This window comes from Microbacterium sp. RU1D (assembly GCF_900156435.1).
GTDB lineage: Bacteria > Actinomycetota > Actinomycetes > Actinomycetales > Microbacteriaceae > Microbacterium.
In genome coordinates, this window is sequence record NZ_FTPQ01000001.1 from 1,427,393 (window position 1) to 1,452,035 (window position 24,643).

Annotated in this window: 20 protein-coding genes; 11 read left to right on the forward strand and 9 right to left on the reverse strand. The window is 72.9% G+C overall.

Going from position 1 to position 24,643, the window contains the following annotated elements; genetic code table 11:
- Positions 1 to 5: 5 nt before the first annotated feature.
- Both B0B15_RS06475 and B0B15_RS06480 read left to right on the forward strand, forming a co-directional pair.
- Positions 6 to 797: an ABC transporter permease gene (locus B0B15_RS06475; RefSeq protein WP_076674271.1), complete on the forward strand. Its 792-nt coding sequence runs from the start codon at positions 6 to 8 to the stop codon at positions 795 to 797.
- Positions 797 to 1,537, forward strand: a complete 741-nt coding sequence (locus tag B0B15_RS06480) for an ABC transporter ATP-binding protein (RefSeq protein WP_076674274.1) — start codon at positions 797 to 799, stop codon at positions 1,535 to 1,537. Before B0B15_RS06475 ends, B0B15_RS06480 begins: the two co-directional genes overlap by 1 nt.
- Positions 1,538 to 1,547: 10 nt before the next feature.
- On the opposite strand, the gene B0B15_RS06485 is transcribed toward B0B15_RS06480, so the two are convergent.
- The 4 genes from B0B15_RS06485 to B0B15_RS16775 are packed head-to-tail and all read right to left on the reverse strand — an operon-like array spanning position 1,548 to position 7,254.
- A complete protein-coding gene (locus B0B15_RS06485; protein WP_083708894.1) occupies positions 1,548 to 2,513 on the reverse strand; it encodes a glycosyltransferase in 966 nt (321 codons plus the stop codon).
- A gap of 2 nt (positions 2,514 to 2,515) precedes the next feature.
- On the reverse strand, positions 2,516 to 4,429 hold the full coding sequence (locus tag B0B15_RS06490; RefSeq protein ID WP_076674277.1) for a glycosyltransferase: 1,914 nt from the start codon (positions 4,427 to 4,429) through the stop codon (positions 2,516 to 2,518).
- A gap of 51 nt (positions 4,430 to 4,480) precedes the next feature.
- Positions 4,481 to 5,857, reverse strand: a complete 1,377-nt coding sequence (locus B0B15_RS06495; protein ID WP_076674280.1) for an O-antigen ligase family protein — start codon at positions 5,855 to 5,857, stop codon at positions 4,481 to 4,483.
- A complete protein-coding gene (locus B0B15_RS16775) occupies positions 5,854 to 7,254 on the reverse strand; it encodes an O-antigen ligase family protein (RefSeq protein ID WP_076674283.1) in 1,401 nt (466 codons plus the stop codon). Before B0B15_RS16775 ends, B0B15_RS06495 begins: the two co-directional genes overlap by 4 nt.
- Before the next feature lie 61 nt (positions 7,255 to 7,315).
- Here B0B15_RS16775 and manA point away from each other — a divergent pair, with 61 nt between their 5' ends.
- From manA to B0B15_RS06520, 4 genes are all read left to right on the forward strand, one after another.
- A complete protein-coding gene (gene manA / locus B0B15_RS06505) occupies positions 7,316 to 8,479 on the forward strand; it encodes a mannose-6-phosphate isomerase, class I (RefSeq protein ID WP_076674285.1) in 1,164 nt (387 codons plus the stop codon).
- A gap of 143 nt (positions 8,480 to 8,622) precedes the next feature.
- Positions 8,623 to 8,946: a WhiB family transcriptional regulator gene (locus B0B15_RS06510; protein WP_058232110.1), complete on the forward strand. Its 324-nt coding sequence runs from the start codon at positions 8,623 to 8,625 to the stop codon at positions 8,944 to 8,946.
- A 118-nt stretch (positions 8,947 to 9,064) separates the two neighbouring features.
- Positions 9,065 to 11,908, forward strand: coding sequence for a glycosyltransferase (locus B0B15_RS06515; protein WP_076674288.1), 2,844 nt, complete (start codon positions 9,065 to 9,067; stop codon positions 11,906 to 11,908).
- Positions 11,905 to 13,296: a DUF5719 family protein gene (locus B0B15_RS06520; RefSeq protein WP_076674291.1), complete on the forward strand. Its 1,392-nt coding sequence runs from the start codon at positions 11,905 to 11,907 to the stop codon at positions 13,294 to 13,296. Before B0B15_RS06515 ends, B0B15_RS06520 begins: the two co-directional genes overlap by 4 nt.
- A gap of 33 nt (positions 13,297 to 13,329) precedes the next feature.
- Here the strand turns inward: B0B15_RS06520 and B0B15_RS06525 are convergent, their stop codons facing one another.
- Both B0B15_RS06525 and B0B15_RS06530 read right to left on the reverse strand, forming a co-directional pair.
- Complete coding sequence (locus B0B15_RS06525; protein WP_371113248.1) at positions 13,330 to 13,761, reverse strand: hypothetical protein; 432 nt, start codon at positions 13,759 to 13,761, stop codon at positions 13,330 to 13,332.
- A 99-nt stretch (positions 13,762 to 13,860) separates the two neighbouring features.
- Positions 13,861 to 14,790: an NADP-dependent oxidoreductase gene (locus tag B0B15_RS06530; RefSeq protein ID WP_076674296.1), complete on the reverse strand. Its 930-nt coding sequence runs from the start codon at positions 14,788 to 14,790 to the stop codon at positions 13,861 to 13,863.
- A gap of 88 nt (positions 14,791 to 14,878) precedes the next feature.
- Between B0B15_RS06530 and B0B15_RS06535 the strand changes: the two genes are divergently transcribed.
- On the forward strand, positions 14,879 to 15,376 hold the full coding sequence (locus tag B0B15_RS06535; RefSeq protein ID WP_076674298.1) for a MarR family winged helix-turn-helix transcriptional regulator: 498 nt from the start codon (positions 14,879 to 14,881) through the stop codon (positions 15,374 to 15,376).
- 100 nt (positions 15,377 to 15,476) lie between these two features.
- On the forward strand, positions 15,477 to 15,683 hold the full coding sequence (locus B0B15_RS06540) for a DUF3499 family protein (RefSeq protein ID WP_076674301.1): 207 nt from the start codon (positions 15,477 to 15,479) through the stop codon (positions 15,681 to 15,683).
- A gap of 145 nt (positions 15,684 to 15,828) precedes the next feature.
- Here the strand turns inward: B0B15_RS06540 and B0B15_RS06545 are convergent, their stop codons facing one another.
- Entirely contained in the window at positions 15,829 to 16,659 is an 831-nt protein-coding gene (locus B0B15_RS06545; protein WP_076674304.1) for an RDD family protein, read from the reverse strand.
- Between the two features lie 16 nt (positions 16,660 to 16,675).
- Here B0B15_RS06545 and B0B15_RS06550 point away from each other — a divergent pair, with 16 nt between their 5' ends.
- From B0B15_RS06550 to katG, 3 genes are all read left to right on the forward strand, one after another.
- Complete coding sequence (locus tag B0B15_RS06550) at positions 16,676 to 17,671, forward strand: stage II sporulation protein M (RefSeq protein ID WP_076674306.1); 996 nt, start codon at positions 16,676 to 16,678, stop codon at positions 17,669 to 17,671.
- A gap of 255 nt (positions 17,672 to 17,926) precedes the next feature.
- Positions 17,927 to 18,388, forward strand: a complete 462-nt coding sequence (locus B0B15_RS06555) for a Fur family transcriptional regulator (protein WP_076674309.1) — start codon at positions 17,927 to 17,929, stop codon at positions 18,386 to 18,388.
- Positions 18,385 to 20,643 carry a catalase/peroxidase HPI gene (gene katG / locus B0B15_RS06560; RefSeq protein ID WP_091366349.1) on the forward strand — a complete coding sequence of 753 codons (2,259 nt, stop codon included), beginning with the start codon at positions 18,385 to 18,387 and terminating at the stop codon, positions 20,641 to 20,643. Before B0B15_RS06555 ends, katG begins: the two co-directional genes overlap by 4 nt.
- 336 nt (positions 20,644 to 20,979) lie before the next feature.
- Here katG and B0B15_RS06565 read toward each other — a convergent pair whose 3' ends face one another.
- The gene (locus B0B15_RS06565) at positions 20,980 to 21,939 is read right to left on the reverse strand and encodes an NAD-dependent epimerase/dehydratase family protein (protein ID WP_076674312.1); all 960 of its coding nucleotides are present in this window, start codon (positions 21,937 to 21,939) and stop codon (positions 20,980 to 20,982) included.
- Positions 21,936 to 24,635, reverse strand: coding sequence for an alpha/beta fold hydrolase (locus B0B15_RS06570; RefSeq protein WP_256334203.1), 2,700 nt, complete (start codon positions 24,633 to 24,635; stop codon positions 21,936 to 21,938). Before B0B15_RS06570 ends, B0B15_RS06565 begins: the two co-directional genes overlap by 4 nt.
- Positions 24,636 to 24,643: the final 8 nt, after the last annotated feature.

Below are 24,643 nucleotides of genomic sequence, written 5' to 3' on the forward strand. Positions count from 1 at the left end.
TCGAGGTGACTACCGCCGCCGTCGGCGCCCCCGGATCGGTGCGGCGCTCGCTCCACTCGCTGTGGCTGCTGTCGGCGCGCGACCTGCGCGTGCGGTACTCCACGAGTGCGCTGGGTTACCTGTGGTCGGTCCTGGACCCGCTGGTGATGACCGGCATCTACTGGTTCGTGTTCACCCAGGTCTTCCACCGCTCGGTGGGGGAGGACCCGTACATCGTGTTCCTCATCACGGCGCTGCTGCCGTGGGTGTGGTTCAACTCCGCCGTGACGGACTTCACCAAAGCGTTCAAGAAGGACGCCCGTCTCGTGCGCTCGACCGCGATCCCGCGGTGGATCTGGGTGAATCGGATCGTGCTCAGCAAGGGCATCGAGTTCCTGTTCGCGCTGCCGGTGCTGGCCCTGTTCGCCGTCTTCGGCGGGGCTCAGGTGTCGTGGGCGCTGCTCGCGTTCCCCCTCGCCGTGCTGCTGCAGTCGACCCTGCTGATCGGACTCGGGCTGATCGTCGCTCCCCTCTGCGTGATGTTCGGCGACCTCGAGCGCACCACGCGGCTCGTGCTGCGCGCGCTGTTCTACGCTTCGCCGATCATCTACGGAGTCGGCAACCTCCCCGGCGCCTTCGCCGACATCGCGGCGTTCAACCCGCTCGCCGGCATCTTCACCCTCTACCGCGTGGGCTTCTTCCCCGACCAGTGGGACCCTCTGACCGTCGTCGTGGGCGCGGCGGTGAGCCTCGGCATCCTGACCGTCGGTCTGATCGTGTTCCCGCGGCTCGAGCGTCCCGTGCTGAAGGAGCTGTGATGACGCGACCCGCCATCGAGGTCGACGGGCTGGGCGTGCGCTTCCGGCGCAACCGTCGGGGCAGCCGCAGCCTCAAGGACCTGTTCGCGGGATCCGCGCGACGCTCGCGTCCCGACGAATTCTGGGCGCTGCGCGACGTGTCGTTCCGCGTTCAGCCGGGGGAGTCCATCGGGGTCGTCGGCCGCAACGGCCAGGGCAAGTCGACGCTGCTGAAGCTCGTCGCCGGCGTGCTCCTCCCCGACGAGGGCGGGGTCGTGGTCGACGGCGGCGTCGCTCCGCTCATCGAGATCACGGGGGGCTTCGTCGGCGACCTCACGGTGCGCGAGAACGTCCGCCTCACGGCGGGACTGCACGGGATGCCGCGCGCCGAGGTCGCGCGTCGGTTCGACGAGATGATCGCTTTCGCCGAGATCGGCGACTTCGTCGACACCCCCTACAAGCACCTCTCCAACGGCATGAAGGTGCGCCTCGCCTTCTCGGTGGTGTCGCAGCTGGACGAGCCGATCCTGCTCGTCGACGAGGTGCTCGCCGTGGGCGACCGCGCGTTCCGCGAGAAGTGCTATCGCCGCATCGACGAGCTTCTCGCCGCGGGCCGCACGCTCTTCTTCGTCAGCCACAACGAGAAGGACCTGCGCCGTTTCTGCACCCGCGGGCTCTACCTCGACGGGGGCGCCCTGAAGCTCGACGCCCCGATCGCCGAGGTCCTCGACCGCTACAACGCCGACTACTCCACGCGGTGATCTGCTCCGCTCACGCGGCGGGCTGCGCCTGCTCGAGCGGGGGCATCGGCTTCCACGAGGTGTCGCGCGCGATTGCCCGCCCGTCGCGGAGCCCCCGGAAGAGGTGGCTCGTGCCGCGCAGCTTGCGCTCGACCACGACGAGGCGGATGAGCTCCTTGGCGAAGGTGAGCGCGGTGCCGGTGGTGAACGGCAGCGGTCGGTACACCCCCAGCTCGCGGTAGTACTTCGCGAGGTACGCGCGGTTGCGCATGATGAAGTACCGGTAGGCGTCGCTGGAGGCGTTCATGTGCCGGATGCCCATGTCCCACTGCTTGATCTCGCGGGTGCGACGCAGTACGAACTCGTTCACGATCACCGACGGCGTCTGCCGGGAGGCGAGCCACCCGTAGAGCTGGTCGTCCCAGTAGATGAAGAAGCGGGGATCGGGGAGGCCGATCTTCGCGACGATGTCGCGATGGATGAACATGCCCTCGAAGCATCCCGAGTTCATCGGCTTGTAGCCCGAGGAGTCGAAGCCGGCCGGCGCGAAGGGGATGGGGATCGCCATCGCCTCGGCCACGCGGTACTGCCAGTAGAACTCGCTGCCGTCGGAGTCGTAGCGACGACCCTGGATGCTGCGGAACCGCGGCGCCCAGCGACCCATGCGCGCCAGGCCGTCGGAGACGACCTCGACGTCGTCGTCCATGAGCCAGATCCACTCGGATCCGAGGTCGTACGCCACGCGCATACCCTCGCTGAACCCGCCCGATCCGCCCGTGTTCGTCTCGAGACGCCGGTAGACCAGGGTCGTCGGCAGACGGTCGCGGAACGATTCCACGACCGCGGTGGTGTCGTCGGTCGAGGCGTTGTCGACGATGACGAGGTGGCCGGGCGCGGGGTCCATCTGCTCGATGCTCTCGAGCAGCCGCGTGAGCAGGGGCGTGCGGTTGTAGGTGACGACGACGATGGTCGCGGTCGTCGGGTCGAAGGCTGCCACGGTCAGGAACGCTCCTCGAAGGTGGCGGACCACTGCGCCTCGGAGACGAGGTCCGGCAGGGCGCGGCGGTATCGGCGCGAGAGGGAGGGCCACTCGCGCTGCAGACGACGGTGCAGGCGCCAGCTGTCGACGAGCATGCGGCGGAACATCGCACGGTCGCGGGTGTAGATGTTCTTGCCCGATCCGTCGGCGGCGCTCACGAGGGCGCTGTCGTACAGCGGCACGCGCCACCAATTGGCATCGCCCTTGCCGAATTCGACCTCGGGCTGCGCGACGTTCTCGGGGCGCGGGGTGTGGAACCAGTGCGAGAGGAGGGTGCGGGCCGTGAAGGTGCGCAGGGCGATGCCGGTCGGGCTGTCGAACTGGTGGCTCTTCAGCCGCTTGTACACCTGTCGTCCGCGACGCGAGCGCAGGGGCACACCGGAGTCCTTGTGGATGACCGTCTCGGGATGCTTCTTCGCGACGGCGCGGGCCGCGGGCATCGCCGTCGCGAGGTTCGCCCGCATGTGGTCGGGACCGGAGAGGACGTCGCGCAGCGCGCGATGGCGCAGCTCCACGGGGTAGTACTGCATCATCATGAGGTGCTTGAGGTCGACGCGTCGACTGTGGCGGATGAGGGACCCGCCCCGCGGGGAGCGCGAGTGCAGGAGCGCTGCCACGATGCGGTTGCGGGCGTGGAAGTAGGCCTGCCAGTCGATCGAGTCGTCCTTGCCGAGCCACGACACGTGCCAGAGCGCCACGCCCGGAACGGAGACGGTGGGATAACCGGCATCCCGTGCCCGGACGCAGAACTCGGCGTCGTCCCACTTGATGAACGCGGGTAGCGAAAGGCCGATCTCGCGCAGGATGCTGGTGGGGATCAGGCACATCCACCACCCGTTGTAGTCGGCGTCGAGGCGCATGTGCAGCAGCGGGGTCTGGCGGAGATTGGCGACGCTGAAGTCGTGGGGGAGGCGCTCCTGGAAGAGCGCGCGCCACATGAACGGGGCGTCGTCGACGACCTCGGCCCACGCGTGCAGCTTCGGGCGGTCGAGCAGGTCGAACATGTGCGCGCCCACGATGGTCGGCACGGAGGCGTAGCGGCCGAAGACGACCGAGCGGCGGATGGATTCGGGCTCGATGCGCACGTCGTCGTCGAGGAGCTGCACGAAGTCGCTGCCCTCGCGCGCCAGGGTCTCGATCATGGCGCGGGCGAAGCCGCCGGAGCCGCCGAGGTTCGGTTGACGCACGACGTTCAGCGTGTCGCCGAGGCGCCCCGCGACCTCGCCGAAGCCGTCCTGGTCGGCGACGAGGTCGGTGCCCTGATCGATCAGGAAGACCCGGTCGATCACCTCGAGCGCGCCCGGGGCGTCGGCGAGGGCGGTGAGCGTCTCGACGCAGTAGTCGGGCTTGTTGTAGGTGGTGATGCCGATGCTCGCCTTGCCCGCGCGCACCGGTTCCTGCTCGGTGGTCCACTCGGCGCCCTCGAACATCGCGTCGGCCCGGTCGGCGGCGACGTCGAACCAGATCCATCCGCCGTCGCTGTACTGGTCGAGCACGAGGTCGAACGAGGACTCGGTGGCCTCGCCGCGGACCTCGCGTGTGTCCACGCGCTGCTTCGTCCCGCCTCCGTTGGAGCGGTAGACGAGGATCGTGGCGTCTCCCGAGGTGCGCACGGTAAGGCGCACCTGGCGGACCGCGGTCCAGTGCTGCCAGTAGGACGCCGGGAAGGCGTTGAAGTAGGTGCCGAACGACACGCGCCGACCCGCGACGATGCGTGCGCGCGTACGGTCGAGGATGTTGCCCAGCTGCGCGACGTTGGTGACCCGCACCGGTTCTTCGTCGATCGTCGACCACGTCTCGGGGTCGACGTACAGGGGGAGAAGGTCGGGATCGCGGTCGAGCGGGAGCACGGCGTTCTGCAAGGTGTACGTCACGAAGAGGTCTTTCGTCTCAGGCGAGGGGGCCTCGGCGGGGCCGCCCGCAGTCTACCCGCCGTCACCGGCACCGCCCTGAGCGCCGGGCGCGCGACCACGCCCGTCGTTGAGGCCGGGACGGTCGTCGATCGCGGGGCCCGCGGCATCCGTCATCCGCTGCTCGAGGCGTTCGCGCCACGAGCGGGACTGCCCCGCCCGCACGGCGCACAGCGCGAGCAGGAGCCACCCGGGGCCGGTGAGGGTGAAGCTCTCGAACAGCGACACCGTGAGGAGGGCGACGAGGGTCAGCGGCGCCCACGCGTGCACGACCGCCCGACGTTCGCCGGCGACCAGCCACCCCCGCGCGAGGCCGAGGCCGCCCAGCGCCAGGAAGAGCAGGAGACCCACCCATCCGAGCTGCAGCAGCACGTCGAGATAGGCGTTCAGGGCCGAGGCGTGCGTGGCCCCGTCCGCGAGGTCGACGAGGGCGAAGGGGACGGCGTCGGGGTCCCACGCACCGAACCACCCGAAGCCCTGGACCGGGCGGATGTCGACGATGCCGAGCACGCGCGTCCACAGTCGTGTGCGCGCCTCGAGGTCGTCTTCGGCGCCGAGGGCGGCGACCAGCGGGGCGCGAGCGGCGTAGGCGACCGCCACCGCGACCGCCACGACCGCGCCCAGGGCGACCTGCACCGCTCGGCGCCGCTCGGCCGGCACGCGCCGTACGCCCCACAGCGCGAGCGCCGCGGCGGCGGTCACGAGGGCGACCACGATGACGGTCGGCGACCCGCTCAGCGCGGCCATCGCCCCGCCCAGTGCGACGGAACCGATCGCAACGCCGCCGCCGACGGACTGGGTGCGGAACTCCACGAGGAAGGTGATGAGAGCGATCACCGTGACGAAGCCCAGCGCGTTGCGCGTGCCGAACAGCCCCTGGATCGGACCCAGCTCGGCGATCGCCCCCTGGATGCCGAGGAACGGGATCGGCAGATCGAGGAGGATGCCGCTGAGCACTTCGAGGCCGAGCGAGATCCCGAGCAGCCAGCGCAGAACGTCGCCGAGCGCGCGCACCGTCTGCAGCGCGTCGCGCACGTGGCCGATCACGACGGCCAGGAGCGCGAGGCCCGCCAGCTGCGCCCAGCCCGCGAGGGCGACGCTCGGCGCCCCGCTCCAGAAGACGCTGGCGGCGGCCCACGCCACGACCAGGACGAGGGTCGTGGGGGCCAGGCGCACCGGCTCGATCTCGGCGCGTCGCGCGAACAGGATCGCCCCGCCCAGGACGCACAGGCCCGCGACGATGGTCGCGAGCGTGACAGCACCCGCGACGGCGGTGACGGCGAAGCCGCCGAACACCGCGGCGAAGACCGTCAGGGTGAACGCACGGGCGAGCGCCGCCGAGGACAGGAGGGCGAGCAGGCGAGGGCGGAGCGCGTCGGGCTCCGCGTTCACGGGGTCGGTCTCTGCAGTTCGCCGCGCTCCATCGAGATGCTCTGCTCGCCGGGGCCGACCCCCACCAGCGGCGTCTGCTTGATCTTGGCGCCGAAGAGCACCACGAACATCCAGCCCCACAGCAGCAGCGGGCCGGACTCGGTCAGCCCCTGCACGACGAGGAGCGCGCCGATGAGCGTGGGCAGGAGGGTGAGCGGGGAGTGCGGGCGGTCGTCGCGGAGGTCCCACCGCGGGCGGTCCACGGCGAAGAACCACGAGCGCCACACGTACGCCAGGTAGACCAGCGCGAGGAGGACGACGCCGATCCCCCCGAGCTGCAGGTAGGCGTCCAGCCACATGCTGTGCGCCTGCACGACGGTCTGACCGTGGTCGACGATCCATCCGTCGATGAGCGGCTCCGACGCGATCCACGGCGTCGAGAAGCCCCATCCGATCAGGGGATGCTGGTCGGCGCGGGCGATCACGTCGGCCCAGATGCTTTCGCGCCCGGTCAGGTCGGCGCCGCGGCCGAGCAGGCCGAACAGGGCGTCGCGCCCGAACCACAGCACCGCGCCCCCGCCGAGGCCGATCGCGGCGTACAGGAGGTACCAGCGGGTGCGCTCGCCGGGGCGCCGGGCCGTGCGCATCACGAGCACGGTGCCCAGCACGAGCGCCACGAAGGCGGCGGAGAGGAAGGCGGTGGCCGATCCTGCCCGCACGAACAGGAAGGCCGCGACGGCGATCCACGCGACCAACAGCACCCGCCGCGGAGCGCCGGCGGCGAGCCGCACCGCGAAGACGATGATCGCCACGAGCATGACGGCGGCGAGGAGGTTGGCGTTGCCGAACACGCCCTGGATGCGGCCCCCGTCGAAGAGGTTGTCGCGCGACCAGTAGACGATCGGGTCCATGCGCTCGTCGGGGATGACGAAGCCGGGCAGCACCGGTCCGCGCACGAACACCGAGACGACCAGCTCGAACAGGAGGGAGAGCCCCACGATCCACTTCGCGGCGGATGCCACGGCGCGCACGACGTCGCGCCAGGTGAGCACGGCTCCCACGAACAGGCCCTGGAACGTCGTGATCGCCAGGAGGAGCCAGGTCAGCACGGATGCCGCCGGCCACGCGCTCCACGCCAACGACGCCGTCGCCCACGCGACGTATCCGAAGGCCAGCCACGGCAGCCGGCGCACGGCCAGCGGAGGCCGGCTCACGAGCCAGACGACGGCCGAGACCACGGCGGAGGCGATCACCACGGCCGCGGTCACGACGGGACCGACGGCGTTGATCAGCCCGACGCCGCCCAGCGCCAGCACGAGGACGAACACGCACCAGGCGCGCAGCAGCAGGTGCCCGGTCGTCTCGCGCGGGGGCGCGGTCGGCAGCGCCGACACCGGGTGGTTCGTGTGCATCGCCATGGTGCTCTCAGGGTACCGGGCGGCATCCGGGGCCGCCGGGTCGGACCACTAGGCTGACGCCGTGCTCATCCCGATCTCCAACACCCCCCGCGACTACGCCTGGGGGAGTCCCACGCTCATCGCCGACCTCGAGGGTCGTGAGCCCTCCGGCGCCCCCGAGGCCGAGGTGTGGTTCGGCGATCACCCCGGGTCGCCGGCCCTGGTGCACGACGGCTCGGAGCGCACGCTCGACCAGTGGCTCCCCGCCCTCGCGGCCGAGCACGGCGTGCCCGCGAAGCTGCCCTACCTGCTGAAGCTGCTGGCCGCCGGGGCGCCGCTGTCGATCCAGGTGCACCCCTCGAAGGAGCAGGCCGTCGACGGCTTCGCCCGCGAGGAGACCGCGGGAATCCCGCGCGACGCCGGCGAGCGCAACTACAAGGACGACAATCACAAGCCCGAGGTCATCGTCGCGCTCAGTGACACGTTCACCGCGCTCGCGGGGCTCCGCGACATCGAGCGCACCCGCGCCCTGGTGGCGGCCCTGGGCGATGCCCCGGCCGTGCGGACCCTGCGGACCCTCCTGTCCACGGGTGACGCCGCCGACGCGCTGCGAGGGAGCATCGGGTGGCTCCTGGGTGAGGCCGACGCGTCCGCGATCCAGGAGATCGTGGATGCCGCGGCATCCGCCGATGCGGGGGAGTTCGCGGCCGAGCTGGCGCTGACGCGCTCGCTGCACACGGCCTACCCGGCCGACCCCGGGATCGTGGTGGCGCTGCTGATGAACCTCGTCGAGCTGCGCCGGGGCGAGGCGATCTTCGTGCCGGCGGGCGTCCTGCACGCCTACGTCGACGGTCTGGGCGTGGAGATCATGGCCGCGAGCGACAACGTCCTGCGCGGTGGCCTCACGCCCAAGCACATCGACGTGGACGAGCTGCTGGCGCTCGTGGACTTCCGTCCCGCCGAGCCGCCGTTCCTGCGGCCGACGGCGACGGGTGACGGCGCCGAGGTGTTCGCGCCGGGGATCGCCGACTTCGCCCTCGGCCACCTGGCCGCGGGCGCGTCGGGCGCGCTCGACCTGCGCGGCGTCGCGCTCGTCCTCGGCGTCGCCGGGGAGGCGACGATCACCGGCGCGTCGGGCGCGCACGTGAGCGTGCAGCCCGGACAGGCCGCGCTCGTGACGCCGGACGAGACCCCTCTGTCCAGCGACGGTCGCGGCGAGGTCTTCGTGGCCATGCCGGGGGCGTGACCGCGACACGCCGTGGGCGATCGTAAAGGTTCACCTCGGCCTTGAGGGTTTACGATCCGCGACTTGACCAATCCGAATCACACGGGTGTAATTATGTCTACGCGGAACCGCGTCATGGGGGCTTGAACGAGGCGGAGGACGATATGGCGACGTCGCAGTACCGGTCCGGTGTCCCGGACAACTGGTTCGTGGATCCGGTCGACCTGGGGGTTCCGGGCGTCCGCCGAGACATCGACGCCACCGAGGAGAACACCCTCGCCTGGCAGACCGACGCCCTCTGCTCGCAGACCGACCCCGAGGCCTTCTTCCCCGAGAAGGGCGGATCGACGCGCGACGCGAAGCGGATCTGCACCTCGTGCGACGTCAAGTCCGAGTGCCTCGAGTACGCCCTGCAGAATGACGAGCGTTTCGGCATCTGGGGCGGCCTCAGCGAGCGCGAGCGTCGCAAGCTTAAGCGCCGCGCCTGATCACGGCGCGCCCTTGCCGCGTGCGAACCGCGCGGCAGATCACCCGACGGTGAGCGATCCCGCCGCCGACGGCGCGGCGTCCTCGATCGGGGAGACGCCCACTTAGGCTGATCCGGTCATGCCCGCCCGTGTACACGCCATCCTCGTCGTGCGTCCCGAAGGACGCACGCCCGCCGCGAACCATCTGCAGCGCACGCTCGCAGCCCTCGCGGCCCAGACCCGTCCGGTCGACGCGCTGACCATCGTGCTGTGCGGCGCCGACCCCGCCCTGACGCAGGTCGCCGCCTCCTCCGGGGCCGAGGGGGTCATCACCGCACCGGCCGGAACCCCCTTCGCCGCGGCGACCGCGCTCGCGACCCCGCGGCTCACCGGCGACGCCGTGTGGCTGCTCGCGCAGGACACCGCGCCCGACCCCGACGCCCTCGTGCGCCTCGCCGGAGCGCTCGAGCTGTCGTCATCGCTCGCCGTCGCGGCGCCGAAGCTCGTGTCGTGGGACGACCGCGACGAGATCGTGTCGCTGGGCGTGAGCATGAACCGCTACGGCGGCACGGTGGAGCTGGCCGCGGGCGAGCTCGACCAGGGTCAGCACGACGGCGACGCCGACGTGCTCGGCGCGGACGTGCGCGGGATGCTCGTGCGCCGTGAGGCGTGGTCGACGCTGGGAGGGCTCGACCCCGCCCTGGGCGGCGCCGACGAGGGCCTCGATCTCGGTGTGCGTGCGCGGCTGGCGGGGCACCTCGTCTCCCTCGTGCCGGCGGCGCGCGTCGCCGTCGCGGGCGACGGTGTGGCCGCGATGGCCCGCGGTCGCCGTCGCGCCCGGCGTCGGGCCTTCGCCACCCGCACCGCCCAGTTGCACCGCCGACTGGCGTACGCGCCGTCGTCGACGGTCTTCCTGCATTGGCTGTCGTTCCTGCCGCTCGCGCTGTGGCGCACCGTGATGCACCTCGTGACGAAGATGCCGTACCGGGTGCTGCCCGAGTGGGGGGCGACGCTCCTCGTGCTCTTCCGGCCCGCCGCCGTCGCGCGCGCCCGCCGACGCATCCGTAGCGTGCGCACCGTGGGGTGGTCGCGCATCGCGCCGCTGCGCATCTCGCGCACCCAGATGCGCCTGCGACTCGACGCCGACGGTGCCGACCCCGACGCGCCCGTGCGCTCGGAACTGCGATTCTTCGTCGGCGGCGGTGCGTGGGCCGTCCTCGGCGCGCTCGCCGTGTCGGCGGCGCTCTTCGCCCCACTGCTGGCCTGGCCCGTCCTGGGCGGGGGAGCGCTCCTGCCGCTCCGCGCCGACGTCGCCCAGCTCTGGCAGGACGCCGCGTGGGGGGCCCGGCCTCTCGGGCTGGATGCCGTGGGCCCGGCGGATCCGTTCTCGGCGCTCGTCGCACTCCTCGGCACGCTGTCGCCCGGCGATCCCTCGCGGGCGTTCGTCGTGCTGTGGGTGCTCGCGCTCCCGCTGGCCGTTCTCGGGGGGTGGTTCGCCGCCACGCGGGTGACCGAGTCGTCGCTGCTGCGCATCACCGCCGCGTTCGCGTGGGCCCTGGCCCCCACCTTCCTCGCGGCGATCGTGGAGGGCCGGCCCGCCGCCCTGCTGCTGCACCTCCTGCTGCCGTGGCTGTTCTTCGCCGCGAGCGTCGCCCACCGCTCGTGGGCGCCGGCGGGAGCGGCCTCCCTGCTGCTGGTCGCCGTGCTCGCGTGCGCCCCCTCCCTCGCGCCGGCGGTCGTCGTGCTGTGGTCGGCGGCTCTCATCGTGGTGGCGCTCGTCGCCGGTCGCGGCGTCGCTCGCGTGGTGTGGCTCCTCGTGCCCTCCGCCGTGATCTTCGCGCCGCTGGTGTGGACGCAGGTGCGCCGGGGGACGCCATGGGCCCTCCTGGCCGATCCGGGTGTGCCCTACGCCGGGGCCGAGGCCACGGCCGACCCCCTCGGTCGGGCGCTCCTGGCCGCGGGCTTCCCGACCTCGGATCCGGGCGGCTGGGCCGGCGTGTTCGACGGGCCCGTGTGGTGGGTGGGTCTGCTCGTCGCACCCCTCGCCGTGCTCGCGCTGCTGGCCGTGCTCACACCGCGCTGGGTCACGGCATCCGCCCTCCTCGTCATCACGGTCGCGGGGCTCGCGACGGCTTTCGCGGCCGTGGGCGTGGCCGTGTCGTTCCGCGACGCGACCGCCGTGCCCGTGTGGGCGGGCTCCGGGCTGAGCCTCGCCTGGATCGGCCTGGTCGGGGCCGCGGTCGTGGCGCTCGACGCCGGCATCGTGGAGCGCGTGCGGGTGCTCCGGCCCATCGGCGCCCTGGCCGCGCTGGCGGCTCTGCTCGTCGCGGTCGCCCCGGCGCTGACCGCCCAGACGGCCGCCGCCGACAGCGGGCGGTCGGTGCTGACCAACGGTCCGGTGTCGACTCTGCCGGCCTTTGTCGCCGCCGAGGGCCGGGGGTCCACAGACATCGCGACGATCGTGCTCGATCCCCGCGCCGACGGCATGCGCGTCGACGTCGTCTGGGGCGACAGCGCCACCCTGTCGGGGCAGAGCACCGTGCAGGCCACGCGAACCGCCGCCTCTGTCGCCGACGAGGAGCTCGCCTCGCTCGCTGCCGACCTCGTCACCCCGTCCGCCGACGACGTGGTGACGCGCCTGGCCGACCGCGGCATCGGTTTCGTGCTGCTGGCGTCGGCGCCCGCGGGGGAGGACGACGTGATCCGCGGAGCGCGCCTGGGGGCGGCGACCGCGCTCGATCAGCGCGATCTGCTCGACCCCGTGGGCGCGACCTCGCGCGGCGACCTGTGGCGCCTGAACACGACCGTCGTCCCCCGCGCCTCCATCGACGACCATCAGATGGGACTGCAGCGGCTGGTGACCCTCGGCTCCCTGGGTGTGGTGCTCGTGGCGCTCCTGCTCGCCGTGCCCACCGCCGCGTCGCGCCGGGTCGCCCGGCGCACCCCGCGCACCGTCGGTCCGATCTCGGGAGGATCACGATGAGCGATCGTCGTCTCGTCCGCTTCGCCGCCACGAGCGCCCGCGTCGTGGCGGGCGCCGCCGTGGCCACCGCGGCCGTCGTGGGCACCGTTGCCGGCATCGCGGCGCCCTGGCCCGCGTACACCGCCGAGCCCGTCCGGCTGCAGGCCACCCCGGCTCCCTCCGACACCGTCCTCGCCTGCGACGGCCCCCTGCTCGCGCTGGGCAGGAGCGCCGACGCCGCCAACAGCCTCAGCGCTGCGGCCGCGCAGCAGGTGGTGAGCGGTCCCGCCTCCGCTTCCGCCCAGACGTCGTCGCTGACCGGGGCGACGGGCGGCGACGACGGCTCCGCCGATGCCTTCCGTGCGGCGCCCCAGGACGCGGTGCAGACGCCGCTGGCTGCGGCCGGATCCGCGACCGCGGTCTCGGACGACCTCACCGGATTCGCCGCTTCCGCCTGCCGCGCGCCTCTTGCGGAGTCGTGGCTGGTCGGCGGCGCCTCCACGACCGGCTCGAACGACCTCGTCGTGCTCGCCAATCCGGGCACCGTGCCGGCCACCGTGCAGCTGTCGGTGTACGGCGCCCAGGGCGTCTCCAATCCGCCCGGCGGCAGCAACCTCGTCGTCCCGCCCGGCGAACGGCGCGTCGTGCCCCTGGCCGGCCTGTTGCTGGGCGAGGAGAGCCCGGTCGTGCGGGTCGTGGCATCCGGTGCCCCCGTGCACGCCTCGCTGCAGGCGAGCCTGACGCGCGTGCTGCTGCCCGGCGGCAGCGATCAGGTCGCCCCTCTCGCTCAGGCCGACGCGCGACTCGTCATCCCCGGTGTGCAGGTGCTGACGACCGGGGAGGGCCAGGCGGGAACCGTGCTGCGCCTGCTTTCACCCGGCGCCGACACCACGGCCACGGTGGCGATGATCCCCTTGGATGCCGCCTCCGCGGCGCCCGAGCCGCGCTCGGTCCCACTTACGGCGGGGCATCCGACCTCGCTCGACCTGTCGGGAGTGGCGGCCGGGGCGTACACCCTCGAGGTGTCGGCCGCGGCGCCCGTCGTCGGCGCCGCCTGGTCGACCACGGGCTTCGGCGAGGGCGCGGACTTCGCCTGGTACGCCGCCGCGCCGGCGTTCTCGGCGTCCGGCGTGGTCGCCGTCGCGTCCGGCGTCGGGGCCTCCGTCGTCATCGCCGGTGACACGGCCGATGCGACCGTGACGCTGACCCCCGCCGACGGCGGCGACCCGCTGACGGCGACGGTGGGCGCCGGGGCGAGCATCGCTCTCCCGGTGGGTGCCGGGGTCTACCGGCTCGACACCGACGCGCCCGTGCGGGCCGCGGTGTCGTACTCCGCGGACGGCGCACTCGCGTCGTACCCGCTGTGGCCGGCGGATGCCGCGGCCTCGGCGGTCACGGTCCTGCCCTAGGCCGCCTGCGACCCGGGGCCGGGCTTCGGCGGGTCAGAGGAAGCGGAAGCGCTCGGGCCCGAGATCCCAGGGGTCGCGGTCGAGGAACTCGGCCGCGGCGCGGAAGACCGCGCCCTCGATCATCATGCGGCGGTGCAGGTCGTCGTCGTGGTGCGGGTGACCGAGGCGTTCGATCGGCACGCGGTACAGGATGATGCGCTTCTCGTCGCGCAGCACCGTCCAGCGGGGGATGCCGTCGGCCGCCGCCGGGGGCATGATTCCGATCTCGAACGAGACCTCGCGCAGCTCGGGCCACGCAGAACGCAGGAACTCCGCCGCCGTGCTGACGGCCACGTCGAACCGCTCGACGCGGGTGTCGATCGGGGGCAGCGGCGGGCGGACGACCGGGCTGCGGTTCTCGCGGCCGTGCCGACCGTGGCGGGAGGGGCGGACGACCGGACGCGCTTCGCGGGATCGACGACGCATCATCCGCCCATCCTACGTTCGCCGGCCGACCCCCGGTCATCCGGCGGACGCCGGACGCCCCGCGGGTCGGGCCGGTTCCGAATCCGACCCGCGGTCGTCTCACGGGACGACGACGACCTTGCCGGCGATGCGCCCGGTCATGGCCTCGGCGTGGAGCGCAGGAAGGTCGACGAGGTCGATGCGTCGGTCGACCGCGACGGAGAGTTCCCCCGCGTCGACCAGCGCCACGATCTCGGTGAGCCGCGGGGTGTCCGGGCGGACGAACACCGTCCTGGCGTCGACGCCGCGGCGATCGTCGCCGGGGGTCGCCATGAACGCCGTGGTACTGACCACGACCCCGTCGTCGCGCACGAGGTCGACCAGAGCGGCGAAGTCCTCGGGCTCGAGCGGGGCCAGGTTCACCAGGACGTCGACGGGTTCGTCGACGACGTCGAGCAGAGCGAAGCGGGTGTGGTCGACGATCTCGTGGGCCCCCGCTGCACGCACGGTCTCGAGGCTGCGCGGGCTCGCCGTGGCGATGACGTGCGCCCCCGCGCGGCGAGCGAGACGCACCGCGTGGCCGCCCACGGCCCCTCCGGCGCCGACGATCAGCACTCGCTGGCCGGATCGGATCCCACCGTCGTCGAACAGCGCCTGCCACGCGGTCAGTGCCACCGAGGGCAGGGCCGCCGCATCGACGAGATCGACGGTCGCGGGAGCCGCCGTGACGGCGTCGGCCGGCGCCACGACGTACTCCGCGGCGCCGCCGTCGGTCTCCATCGCGAGGAAGCCCACCACCGCCTGACCGATCTCGAGACCGTCGACGCCGGGGCCGATCGCGTCGATGGTGCCCGAGACGTCGTAGCCGGGCACGTGGGGGAGTCGCACGGGGATGGGGAGGAACCCGGCGCGCATGCCGTTGTCGGCGGCGTTGAAGGCGGATGCCGCCACCTTGATCCGCACCTGCCCGGGGCCGGGTGTCGGCACCTCGACGTCGTCGAGTCGCAGGACGTCGGGTCCGCCTACTTCATGGAATCGCATGGCCTTCATGGGGTGTCCTCTCCGTTTTTGCTTCGGATTCGAAGCAGTACGCCGACGGTAACACTGCTACGAACTCGAAGCAAGATAGGATCTCCCCATGGATCGGAACTCCGCCGAGGTCACCCCCACCCAGCTCCAGGCGTACTTCGCGTTCACCGAGGTGAGCGGCCTGCTGCGGCACGCGGTCGAGAAGCAGCTCCGCGATTCGGGCGATCTGAGCTACGTGCAGTTCCAGCTGCTCGCGACCCTGGGCGACAGTCCCGACGGGCGCCTGCGCATGACGGACCTCGCCGACCGGGTGGTCTACAGCCGCAGCGGCCTGACCTACCAGGCGCAGGTGCTCGAGGGGCGGGGACTGGTGACGCGGGCGCCGTCGCCCGACGACGAGCGAAGTGTCGTGGTCGTCCTCACGTCCGCGGGACGCGACGTGCTCGGCGCGGTGTTCCCCGGGCATATCGACGCGCTGCACCGCCTGCTCTTCTCGTCGCTCAGCGACGCGGACATCGCCGACCTGGCGCGGATCCTGCAGCGGGCTGCCGACCACCTGCGGGCGGATCCGCCGCGATCCGCGGCTCCGCGTCGACGCAGGGCGTGACGTTTGCGGCGATCGACCGGCGCCCGCGGCCGATTGCTCGCCGGGCGATGCGCGGCGCGGCGTCGCCGCCGTGTCGGAGGGGCTGAGTAGGCTGACCGCGATGCGCGACAGACTCTGCTCGAAGGTGGGATGCGCCCGCGAGGCGATGAGCACCCTCACCTACGACTACGGCGACCAGATGGCGGCCCTCGGCCCCCTCGGTCCCGCGAGCGACCCGCACGCGCACGATCTCTGCGCGATCCACGCCGACCGCCTGTCGGTCCCCAAGGGCTGGGTCGTCGTGCGGCACGAGACGCTGCGCGCCTGAAGTCGGCTGCGCGCTTCGCGGCTCGGCATCGTTCTCCGGGTGCGGGGCGCGTTCTGCTCCTTGGGGCGTGAGATTCGCGCCTCGAAAGGGCAAACGCGCCCCGAACGCCCGACGGCGCGGCCCGTGAGCGTGGCTCCCGACGGGCTCAGCTGCGCTCGGTGAGGGCCGCGGCGCGTTCGTTCTCGAGGATGAGGGCGCGGTACTCGCGATCGCGCCGCACCGCCGACACGGCGCGCACGAGGCTCTCGGCATCCACTGGGGGGACCGGAGACACGAAGGGCCTCACCGACTCGGCGAGCGAGGCCGCCACGCGTTCGCGAGCGGCCGGCGTGAGCGCGTCCGCGCCGCGCACGAACTGCGACAGGCGCGCGGCCAGGCGATCCGGCAGGCGCGAGACGTCGGCGACCCCGGCCCACGCCTCGAGCCCCGGAGGGATGCCGGGGGCCTCGAGGGGCAGGCGCGGGGTGCGCGTGCGCTCGCTGGCGGTGCCGGCGAGGAGGTCGCCGAGGCGCTGCGCGCGCGGGGTGAACATCCCCACGACCGCGGCGATCGCGCCGAAGGTGAACCAGATCTCGAGCACGCCCGTGAGCGCGCGGATGAGCGCCTGACGGAAGCCCGAGGCGCCGCCGTCGGTGCGCACGATGCGCGCCCCCACGGCGAGGCGGCCGAGGCTGCGCCCGCGCGACAGCGTCTCGACCGTGGTCGGCACCGCCACCATCACCAGCACGAGCAGCGTGATCACGCCGATGCCGATCGCCGCTTCCGGGAGCGAGCCCTGCACGGCGAGGGTGGCCAGCAGGAGGGCGCCGCCCAGCAGCAGCACCGCCCCGATGACGACATCGATGACGGCGCCCACCGCGCGGAGGAAGAAACCGATCGGCTGCACGTCGAGGGCGACGGCTTCGCCGGTGAGCGTCTCCTCGGCGGTGGTGTGCACGAGCGAGACCGCGGAGGAGGGGACCGGGGTCGATGCCATGCGTACAGTTGACCACATGGACCTCGACGCCCTCACGGCCGCGCGACGCCGCGAGTGGGAGCGGCTCGACGAACTGGGCCGCCGGCGGCGCCTGCGCGGCGAAGAGGTCGACGAGCTGGTCACCCGGTACCGGGCGGCATCCGCCGACCTGGCCGACATCAAGACCTCGGCCGGCCGCACCCCCCAGGGCGACTACGTCTCGATCCTGCTCGCGCGCACGCGCCTGCGCCTGACCGGCGTGCGCGAGAACGTGCTGAAGCAGCTGCCGCGCTTCTTCCTGCTGCAGCTGCCGGCGGCGCTGTACCGCGTGCGGTGGATGACGCTGGCCGTGACCGTCTTCTTCCTCGTCGTGGCCACCCTCGTGGCCCTGTGGATCTCCGGCGACCCGCAGGCCGTCGCGGCCCTCGGCGCGCAGAGCGACCTGCAGCGGTACGCCGACGAGCAGTTCGTCGACTACTACCGCGAGAACCCCAACGCGATCTTCGCCGGCACGGTGTGGACCAACAACGCCTGGATCGCCGCGCAGTGCGTGCTGTTCGGGGTGACCGGGTTCTGGCCGCTCATGGTGATCATGCAGAACGCGGTGGGCGTCGGCACCTCGGCCGCGATCATGATCGCCTTCGACCGGGCCGACGTGTTCTTCCAATTCATCCTCCCGCACGGCCTGCTGGAGCTCACGGCGATCTTCGTCGCCGGGGCCGCGGGGCTGCAGATCTTCTGGGCCTGGGTGGCTCCGGGACGCCGGACGCGCGCGGCGGCGCTCGCCGCGGCCGGGCGCTCGCTCGCGACCGTCGCGGTGGGGCTCGTCTTCGCCCTGGCCCTGTCGGGCGTCGTCGAGGGGTTCGTCACGCCGCGGGAGTGGCCGTGGCCGGTCAAGATCGCGATCGGTGCTGCGGCCCTCGGCGTCTTCCTCTTCTACATGCTGTGGGTCGGGCGTCGCGCTGTCCGCGCGGGCGAGACCGGCGACCTCACCGAGTACGAGGCGGGCACTCCCACCCTCACGGCCGGCTGACGGCATCCGGATGCCGCGGCGGCGGGGCCGCGGATATCCCGAGGCCGGTAGCGCGACGCGGGCCTCTCCGTGGTTCGACGGCCACGACGCCGTGCTGCGGCCGGCCGCCGGGGAGTGCCTGCTTCGCGGTGCCGACGGCATCCGCATGCTCTCCCCGGCCGTGACGGGTGCGTCGCGCGAGCCGCCGTCTCGGCTTTCTCGGGCGTTCTCCCGCGTGTCATTTTTGATTCACTCAAAACTAGATAGGCTGGACGCATGCTCGACAGTCAGCCGGACGCCCCCGCGGATGCCCTCATCCGCGGTGCGGGTCTGCGGGTCACGGCGACGCGCGTCGCCGTGCTCGAGGCCCTGCGCGCCCGGCCGCACGCCACCGCCGACGACGTGTTCTCACGCGTCAGCGGCACCCTCGCCGGCACGAGCAAGCAATCCGTGTACAACGCGCTCGGCGACTTCGCCGACGCGGGTCTCGCCCGTCGCATCGAACCGGCCGGTCATTCCGGCACGTTCGAGCTGCGTGTCGGCGACAACCACCACCACGTGGTGTGCACCGGATGCGGGCGCATCGACGACGTGAACTGCGTCGTCGGCGCGGCGCCGTGCCTGCACGTGCCGGAGGGGAGCGGTTTCGTCATCGAGACCGCCGAGGTGACGTTCTGGGGTGTGTGCCCCGACTGCCGGGCGAAGTCCGAAGCCGAAAAACCGAGAGGATCCCGATGAGCGACACTCTGAACGGATGCCCCGTCTTCCACGACGGCGCCGCCCCCGACGACAACCGACTGCCGGTGGGCGAGGCCCCCGCCGACAGCGAGCCCGCCGGCGCCCTGCCGCACCCGACCCAGGGGTCCGCGAACCGCGTGTGGTGGCCCGAGTCCCTGAACGTGAAGATCCTCGCGAAGAACAACGCCCTGCGCGACCCGCTCGACGAGGGCTTCGACTACAAGGCGGCCTTCGAGGCGCTCGACCTCGCCGCCGTCAAGCAGGACCTCAAGGAGGTCATGACGACCTCGCAGGACTGGTGGCCCGCCGACTTCGGCCACTACGGCCCCCTCATGATCCGCATGGCGTGGCACAGCGCCGGCACCTACCGCGTGACCGACGGTCGCGGCGGCTCGGGCGCGGGCATGCAGCGCTTCGCCCCGCTGAACAGCTGGCCCGACAACGTCAACCTCGACAAGGCCCGCCGTCTGCTGTGGCCGGTCAAGAAGAAGTACGGTCAGTCGATCTCGTGGGCCGACCTGATGATCCTCGCCGGCAACGTCGCGCTGGAGGACATGGGCTTCCCGACCTTCGGCTTCGCCGGAGGCCGCACCGACGTGTGGGAGCCCGACGACGACGTGTACTGGGGCCCCGAGACCACCTGGCTCGGCGACGAGCGCTACACGGGCAACCGCGAGCTCGAGCGCCCGCTCGCGGCCGTCCAGATGGGTCTGATCTACGTCAACCCCGAGGGCCCCAACGGCAACCCCGACCCGCAGCTGTCGGCCCACGACATCCGCGAGACGTTCGGCCGCATGGCGATGAACGACGAGGAGACCGTCGCCCTCATCGCCGGTGGCCACACCTTCGGCAAGACGCACGGCGCGGCGAGCGACTCGCACGTGGGCGTCAACCCCGAGGCCGCCGACATCAACGACCAGGGCCTGGGCTGGAAGAACAGCCACGGCACCGGCAAGGGCGACGACACCATCACCAGCGGCCTCGAGGTCACTTGGACTTACCACCCCACCCGCTGGGACAACGAGTTCTTCCACATCCTCTTCGCCTACGAGTGGGAGCTCTTTCAGAGCCCCGCGGGCGCCCACCAGTGGCGCCCCGTCAACGGCGGGGGAGCCGACATGGTCCCCGAGGCGCACTCGGCCGGACGCCGCGAGCCCCGCATGCTCACGAGCGACCTGGCACTGCGCGTCGACCCGGCCTACGAGAAGATCTCGCGACGCTTCGCCGAGGACCCGGCTGCGTTCCAGGACGCCTTCGCCCGCGCCTGGTTCAAGCTGACCCACCGCGACATGGGCCCGCGTGAGCGCTACCTCGGCTCCGAGGTGCCCGCCGAGGTGCTCGTGTGGCAGGACCCCGTGCCGGCCGTCGATCACCCCCTGATCGATCAGACGGATGCCGCTGCCCTCAAGCAGCAGATCCTCGACAGCGGCCTCACGGTGCAGCAGCTCGTCACCACGACGTGGGCCGCGGCATCCACGTTCCGCGGGAGCGACAAGCGCGGCGGCGTGAACGGCGCGCGCATCCGCCTCGAGCCGCAGAAGAGCTGGACGGTCAACAACCCCGAGCAGCTGGCATCCGTGCTCGAGGTGCTCGAGAAGATCAAGGCCGAGTTCGACGCGCAGGCGCAGGGCGGCAAGAAGGTCTCGATCGCCGACCTGCTCGTGCTCGCGGGCAACGCCGGTGTGGAGCAGGCCGCCCTCGCGGGGGGCGTCGAGGTCGAGGTGCCCTTCACCCCCGGCCGCACCGATGCGTCGCAGGAGCAGACCGAGATCGAGTCGTTCCGCTGGCTCGAGCCGATCGCCGATGGGTTCCGCAACTACGCCTCGCGCGAGGCGCGGCTGCCCGCCGAGTTCCTGCTGCTCGACAAGGCCAACCTGCTCACCCTCACGGCGCCCGAGATGACCGTGCTCGTCGGCGGCCTCCGCGCGATCGGCGCGAACTGGGACGGCGGCGATTGGGGCGTGTTCACCGACACCCCCGGTGCGCTGACGAACGACGTGTTCGCCAACCTCCTCGACCTCGGCACGACGTGGAAGCCGCTCGACAGCGGCAAGCACGCGTTCCAGGGCACCAAGGACGGTTCGGGCGAAACGGTCGGCATCGGCACCCGCGTCGACCTTGTGTTCTCGTCGAACTCCGAGCTGCGCGCGCTCGCCGAGGTCTACGCCTCGGACGACGCGAAGGAGAAGTTCGTGCGCGACTTCGTCGCCGCCTGGCGCAAGGTCACCGAGCTCGACCGGTTCGACCTGGTCTGAGTCCGGATCCGCTGCGGCTCGGTCGTCGCGGCAACCGGAAGGCCCGTCCCCTCGCGGGGCGGGCCTTCCTGCGTCCGGGGCATGAGTGATGTCCCACTTCGTGCTTGCCCGCGGGGCGTGGGGTCGCACGTTGTGGGACATGGTCCGCGGGCGGGGTAGAGCGTCGGGGTGCCGGTGTGGGGGGGTGTCCCCCTCGTGCTGCGCGTGGGGCGTGGATGTGCACGTCATGGGACGCGCCATCCGCGAGGCGCGAGGGGCGAGGGGCGAGGGGCGAGCGCGAGGGTGAGGACGGGCGCGAGAACGAGGGCGGAATCGAGCGGGACGGATGCCGCGGACTCAGGCGCGCGACAGGCGCCGCAGGCCCTCGTCGATCGACACCGCGGGACGCCAGCGCAGATCGCGGCGGATCTCGGTCTGGTCGAACCAGTGCGCGGTCGACAGCTGCTCGGCGAGGAAGCGCGTCATGGGCGGTTCGTCCTGCCCCGGACGCACGGCCCACACCCGTTCGATGAGCGACCCCGCGGCCTTCGCCAGTCCCGCCGGCACGCTGAACCGCGGCGGAGTGACGCCGGAGGCGCGGCAGATCCCGGCGAGCAGGTCGCCGACGGGCCGCGGCTCGCCGTTGGTCAGCACGTAGGCGCGACCGCTGACGTCGTCGACGCGGTCGAGGGCGGCGACGATCCCGGATGCCGCGTTGTCGACGTACGTGGAGTCGATGAGCGCCGTGCCGCCGTCGAGCAGCGGCAGCGTGCCGCGCCGCGCGCGATCGACCACGCGGGCGATGAGCTGCGTGTCGCCCGGCCCCCACACCAGGTGCGGCCGGATCGCGACGAGCGCGGTGCCGGAGCCGGCGCGCGCGAGGGCCAGGAGCTCCGCCTCGGCCTTGGTGCGGGCGTACTCGCCGTGCGCGGCATCCGGATCCGCGGGCTCGGCGCCGACGCCGGCGAGGGCGTGACCCGCGTGCGCGACCGACGGCGACGACACGTGCACGATGCGCGAGACGCCCGCCGCGTCCGCGGCGTCGAGGAGCGTGCGCGTGCCCTCCACGTTGACCGCGCGGAACTGCGCCGGGTCGCCCGCGAGGGAGACCTTCGCGGCGAGGTGCACGACCCCGTCGACGCCCTCGAGAGCGGATGCCACGGCACCGGCATCCGTCACCGAACCGAGGTGGTCCTCGGCGCCGTCGACGCCCGAGGGGCGGCGCTGCAGAGTGCGGACGTCGTGTCCGCCCTGCTGCAGGGCCCGCACGACCGCACGGCCGAGGAACCCGGACGCGCCGGTGGCGAGGACCTTCACAGCGCCGACGTCTTCTCGCCTGCGAGCACCCGCTCGGCCCAGGCCGCCACGCGGGAGCGGTCGATCTTGGAGTTGTGGCGGATGTCGGTCGGCAGCGCCGGGACGGCGAGCACGGCCGCGATCGGCTGCGCGGTGGCGGCGCGGACGGCGTCGGTGAGATCGGGGGACGCCAGCGCGGGGCGACGCACGTCTGTTTCGACGACCGCGACGACGACATGTCGTCCGATCGGGCCCACGCCCACGGCGGCGGCGCGGGTGACCGCGGGGACGGTCTCGACGTCCTGCTCGACACCGACCGGGGTGACCGGCCCGTCGGCGGTGGTGATGACATGGGGGAGACGCCCCTCGACCCAGAGGCGGCCCTCGGCGTCGAGATGACCGACGTCGCCCGTGCGGTGCCAGCGGTCGGGAAGGCCGCGGCGGGCGTCGCGGTCGGTGAGGTGGAGGCGGAAGTACCCTCGCTTCAGGTGCGGCGCCGAGATGACGATCTCGCCGGTGACCCCGGCATCCGTCGTCGTCTCGTCCGCGGCGCGGCCCCGGGCGTCGAGGGGCGAGATGCGCACCTCGCCCGTTCCGAGGGGTCGCCCCACGCAGACGCCGCGGTCGCCCGTGGCGGCCTCGATCTCGGGCAGCGTGACGTCGGCCACGAGCAGGCACTCGGTCATGCCGTAGGGCGTGTGCGCGACGGCGTTCGGCATGAGCGCCTGGGCGGCCCGTAGGAGCTCGACGCGCACGGGCGCCCCGGTCGACAGGAACGTGTGCACGCGCGCGAGCGCCGCGTGATCGGCATCCGTCAGCCGGTCGGCGGTGGCGACGACGTTGGCGACGGCCGCGGGGGAGAGGAAGACGATCTTCGCGTCGGAGGCGCGCACGGCGGCCGCCACCGCGGCGGCGGTGAGGGTGCGCGGGGCCGAGACGTCCATGTCGGGCGTCGCCGAGCGGGTGCCGAGGGCGGGCCCGAGCAGGGCGAAGGGGGCGAAGCCGGTGACGAGCCCCGTGTCGGCGGAGACCGCGAAGTGCGCGGCGAGGGTGTCGCGCAGCGCCGTCAACTGCGCGTGCGTGTAGACGACCCCCTTGGCGGGGCCCGTCGAACCCGAGGTGAACAGGACGGCGGCCTCGGCCTCGGCGGCGGGCGGCGCGGGGAGCGTGCGTCCGCGACCGGCGCGGGCGAGATCGGACAGGCTCGCTTCGACCCCCAGGGCGCGCGAGGTCGCGGCGGGCAGGGACGCCGACGAGATGCGGCGCCCCGGCCATCCCAGGGCGCGCGCCGCGGCGAGACCGGCGACCTCGCCGATCACGACGTCGGGCACGGCACCGCGGACGGCGCGAGACAGACCCCGGATGCCGAGGCCCCGGTCGGCCACGACGACCACGGCGCCGATGCGCAGGCACGCGTACAGCGCGGCGGTGAGGGTCGGGCCGGGCTGCACGAGCAGCGAGACGCGGTCGCCGGCGCGGACGCCGAACGCGTCGAGTCCCGCCGCGATCTCGTCGACCCGGGCGGAGAGCTGTCGCCAGCTCACGCGCAGCGGCTCCCCGTCGCTCGAGGCCGTGGTCATGTCGATCACCGCGGTGTCGTCGTCGTCGCGGCGGGCATCGAGGGCGTCCCAGAGGCGGCCGGTGGGCGTGGGGGCGGCGTCGGACGCCGGGGCAGGAGCGTCGCGCGGCGCGGGGGCGCCGCCTCGCGTCGCTGCAGATCCCCGCGTCACCGCCGGGCTCGCGCCGGGCGCCGGGGTACCGGCATCCACGACCTTCTCGTCGAGCCAGTCGAGCACCACGTCGGCGTAGGGGCGCTCCTCGGCGATCAGGTGGCCGGCGCCCTCGAAGCGGTGCACGTCGGCGTGGGGGAGGCGCTCCGTGAGGTCGTCCAGGTGGTCCTCGCCGAAGACGGGGTCCTTGGGACCGCGCAGCAAGAGCGCCGGCACCTCGAGGTCGCGCAGCCCCGCCGACATGCGGTGCAGGGCGGGGGTGCTGACGTGATCCGGTGTCGCCGGGATGTCGGCGACGAACCCGCCGATGCCCCGGCGGCGGGCCACGGTCGCGTACGGGGCGCGGAACGCGGAGCGCACGGCGGGGTCGAGGTCGGCGAGGGCGAGGGTGACGTCGAGGAACGCGGTCGTGCCGGTCGTCCCCGCCGCGAGCATGCCGCGGGCGGTCGCGACGCGCAGCGCGAACGGCAGGTCCGCGCCCTCGGGGTGGTGCACGGCGGTGTTCAGCGCGATCACGGCCGCGAGGCGCTCGCGGTTCTCGACCGCCCACCCGAGCGACACGGGTCCGCCCCAGTCGTGACCGATGGTGACCACGGGCCCCCGGATGCCGAGCGCCTCGACGAGCGCGTCCAGGTCGGCGATGCGCTGCGCGAGCGTGCGCCGCAGCGACGACCGCTCCGAGAAGCCCATCTCGAGCTGGTCGACGGCGACGACGCGCCACGCGGAGCGGCCGTCCAGCGCGCGGTCGAGCGAGGCGGTGACGAGCGCGCGCCACAGGTACGACCAGGTCGGATTGCCGTGCACGGCGATGATCGTGCCGAGGGGCTCGACGCCGTGCTCGGCCAGGGCGTCTCCGGTGTCGAGCACGTGCCAGAGGCGCGAGGCGCCGCGGTCGGCGAGGACGCCGTCCACGCTCACGAGGCGTGACAGGGCCGGGTCGAGGCCGGGGAGGCCCGCCGGGGGGAGGGTGGCCTGGGGTCCGGTCACGCGGGCCG

Excerpts from the sequence above, each read along its gene's own strand:
- B0B15_RS06480 (WP_076674274.1), top strand. The coding sequence starts at position 797 with ATGACGCGACCCGCCATCGAGGTCGACGGGCTGGGCGTGCGCTTCCGG.
- B0B15_RS16775 (WP_076674283.1), bottom strand. The coding sequence starts at position 7,254 with ATGGCGATGCACACGAACCACCCGGTGTCGGCGCTGCCGACCGCGCCC.
- B0B15_RS06510 (WP_058232110.1), top strand. The coding sequence starts at position 8,623 with ATGGCGACGTCGCAGTACCGGTCCGGTGTCCCGGACAACTGGTTCGTG.
- B0B15_RS06515 (WP_076674288.1), top strand. The coding sequence starts at position 9,065 with ATGCCCGCCCGTGTACACGCCATCCTCGTCGTGCGTCCCGAAGGACGC.
- B0B15_RS06520 (WP_076674291.1), top strand. The coding sequence starts at position 11,905 with ATGAGCGATCGTCGTCTCGTCCGCTTCGCCGCCACGAGCGCCCGCGTC.
- B0B15_RS06525 (WP_371113248.1), bottom strand. The coding sequence starts at position 13,761 with ATGCGTCGTCGATCCCGCGAAGCGCGTCCGGTCGTCCGCCCCTCCCGC.
- B0B15_RS06530 (WP_076674296.1), bottom strand. The coding sequence starts at position 14,790 with ATGAAGGCCATGCGATTCCATGAAGTAGGCGGACCCGACGTCCTGCGA.
- B0B15_RS06535 (WP_076674298.1), top strand. The coding sequence starts at position 14,879 with ATGGATCGGAACTCCGCCGAGGTCACCCCCACCCAGCTCCAGGCGTAC.
- B0B15_RS06540 (WP_076674301.1), top strand. The coding sequence starts at position 15,477 with ATGCGCGACAGACTCTGCTCGAAGGTGGGATGCGCCCGCGAGGCGATG.
- B0B15_RS06545 (WP_076674304.1), bottom strand. The coding sequence starts at position 16,659 with ATGGCATCGACCCCGGTCCCCTCCTCCGCGGTCTCGCTCGTGCACACC.
- B0B15_RS06550 (WP_076674306.1), top strand. The coding sequence starts at position 16,676 with ATGGACCTCGACGCCCTCACGGCCGCGCGACGCCGCGAGTGGGAGCGG.
- B0B15_RS06555 (WP_076674309.1), top strand. The coding sequence starts at position 17,927 with ATGCTCGACAGTCAGCCGGACGCCCCCGCGGATGCCCTCATCCGCGGT.
- katG (WP_091366349.1), top strand. The coding sequence starts at position 18,385 with ATGAGCGACACTCTGAACGGATGCCCCGTCTTCCACGACGGCGCCGCC.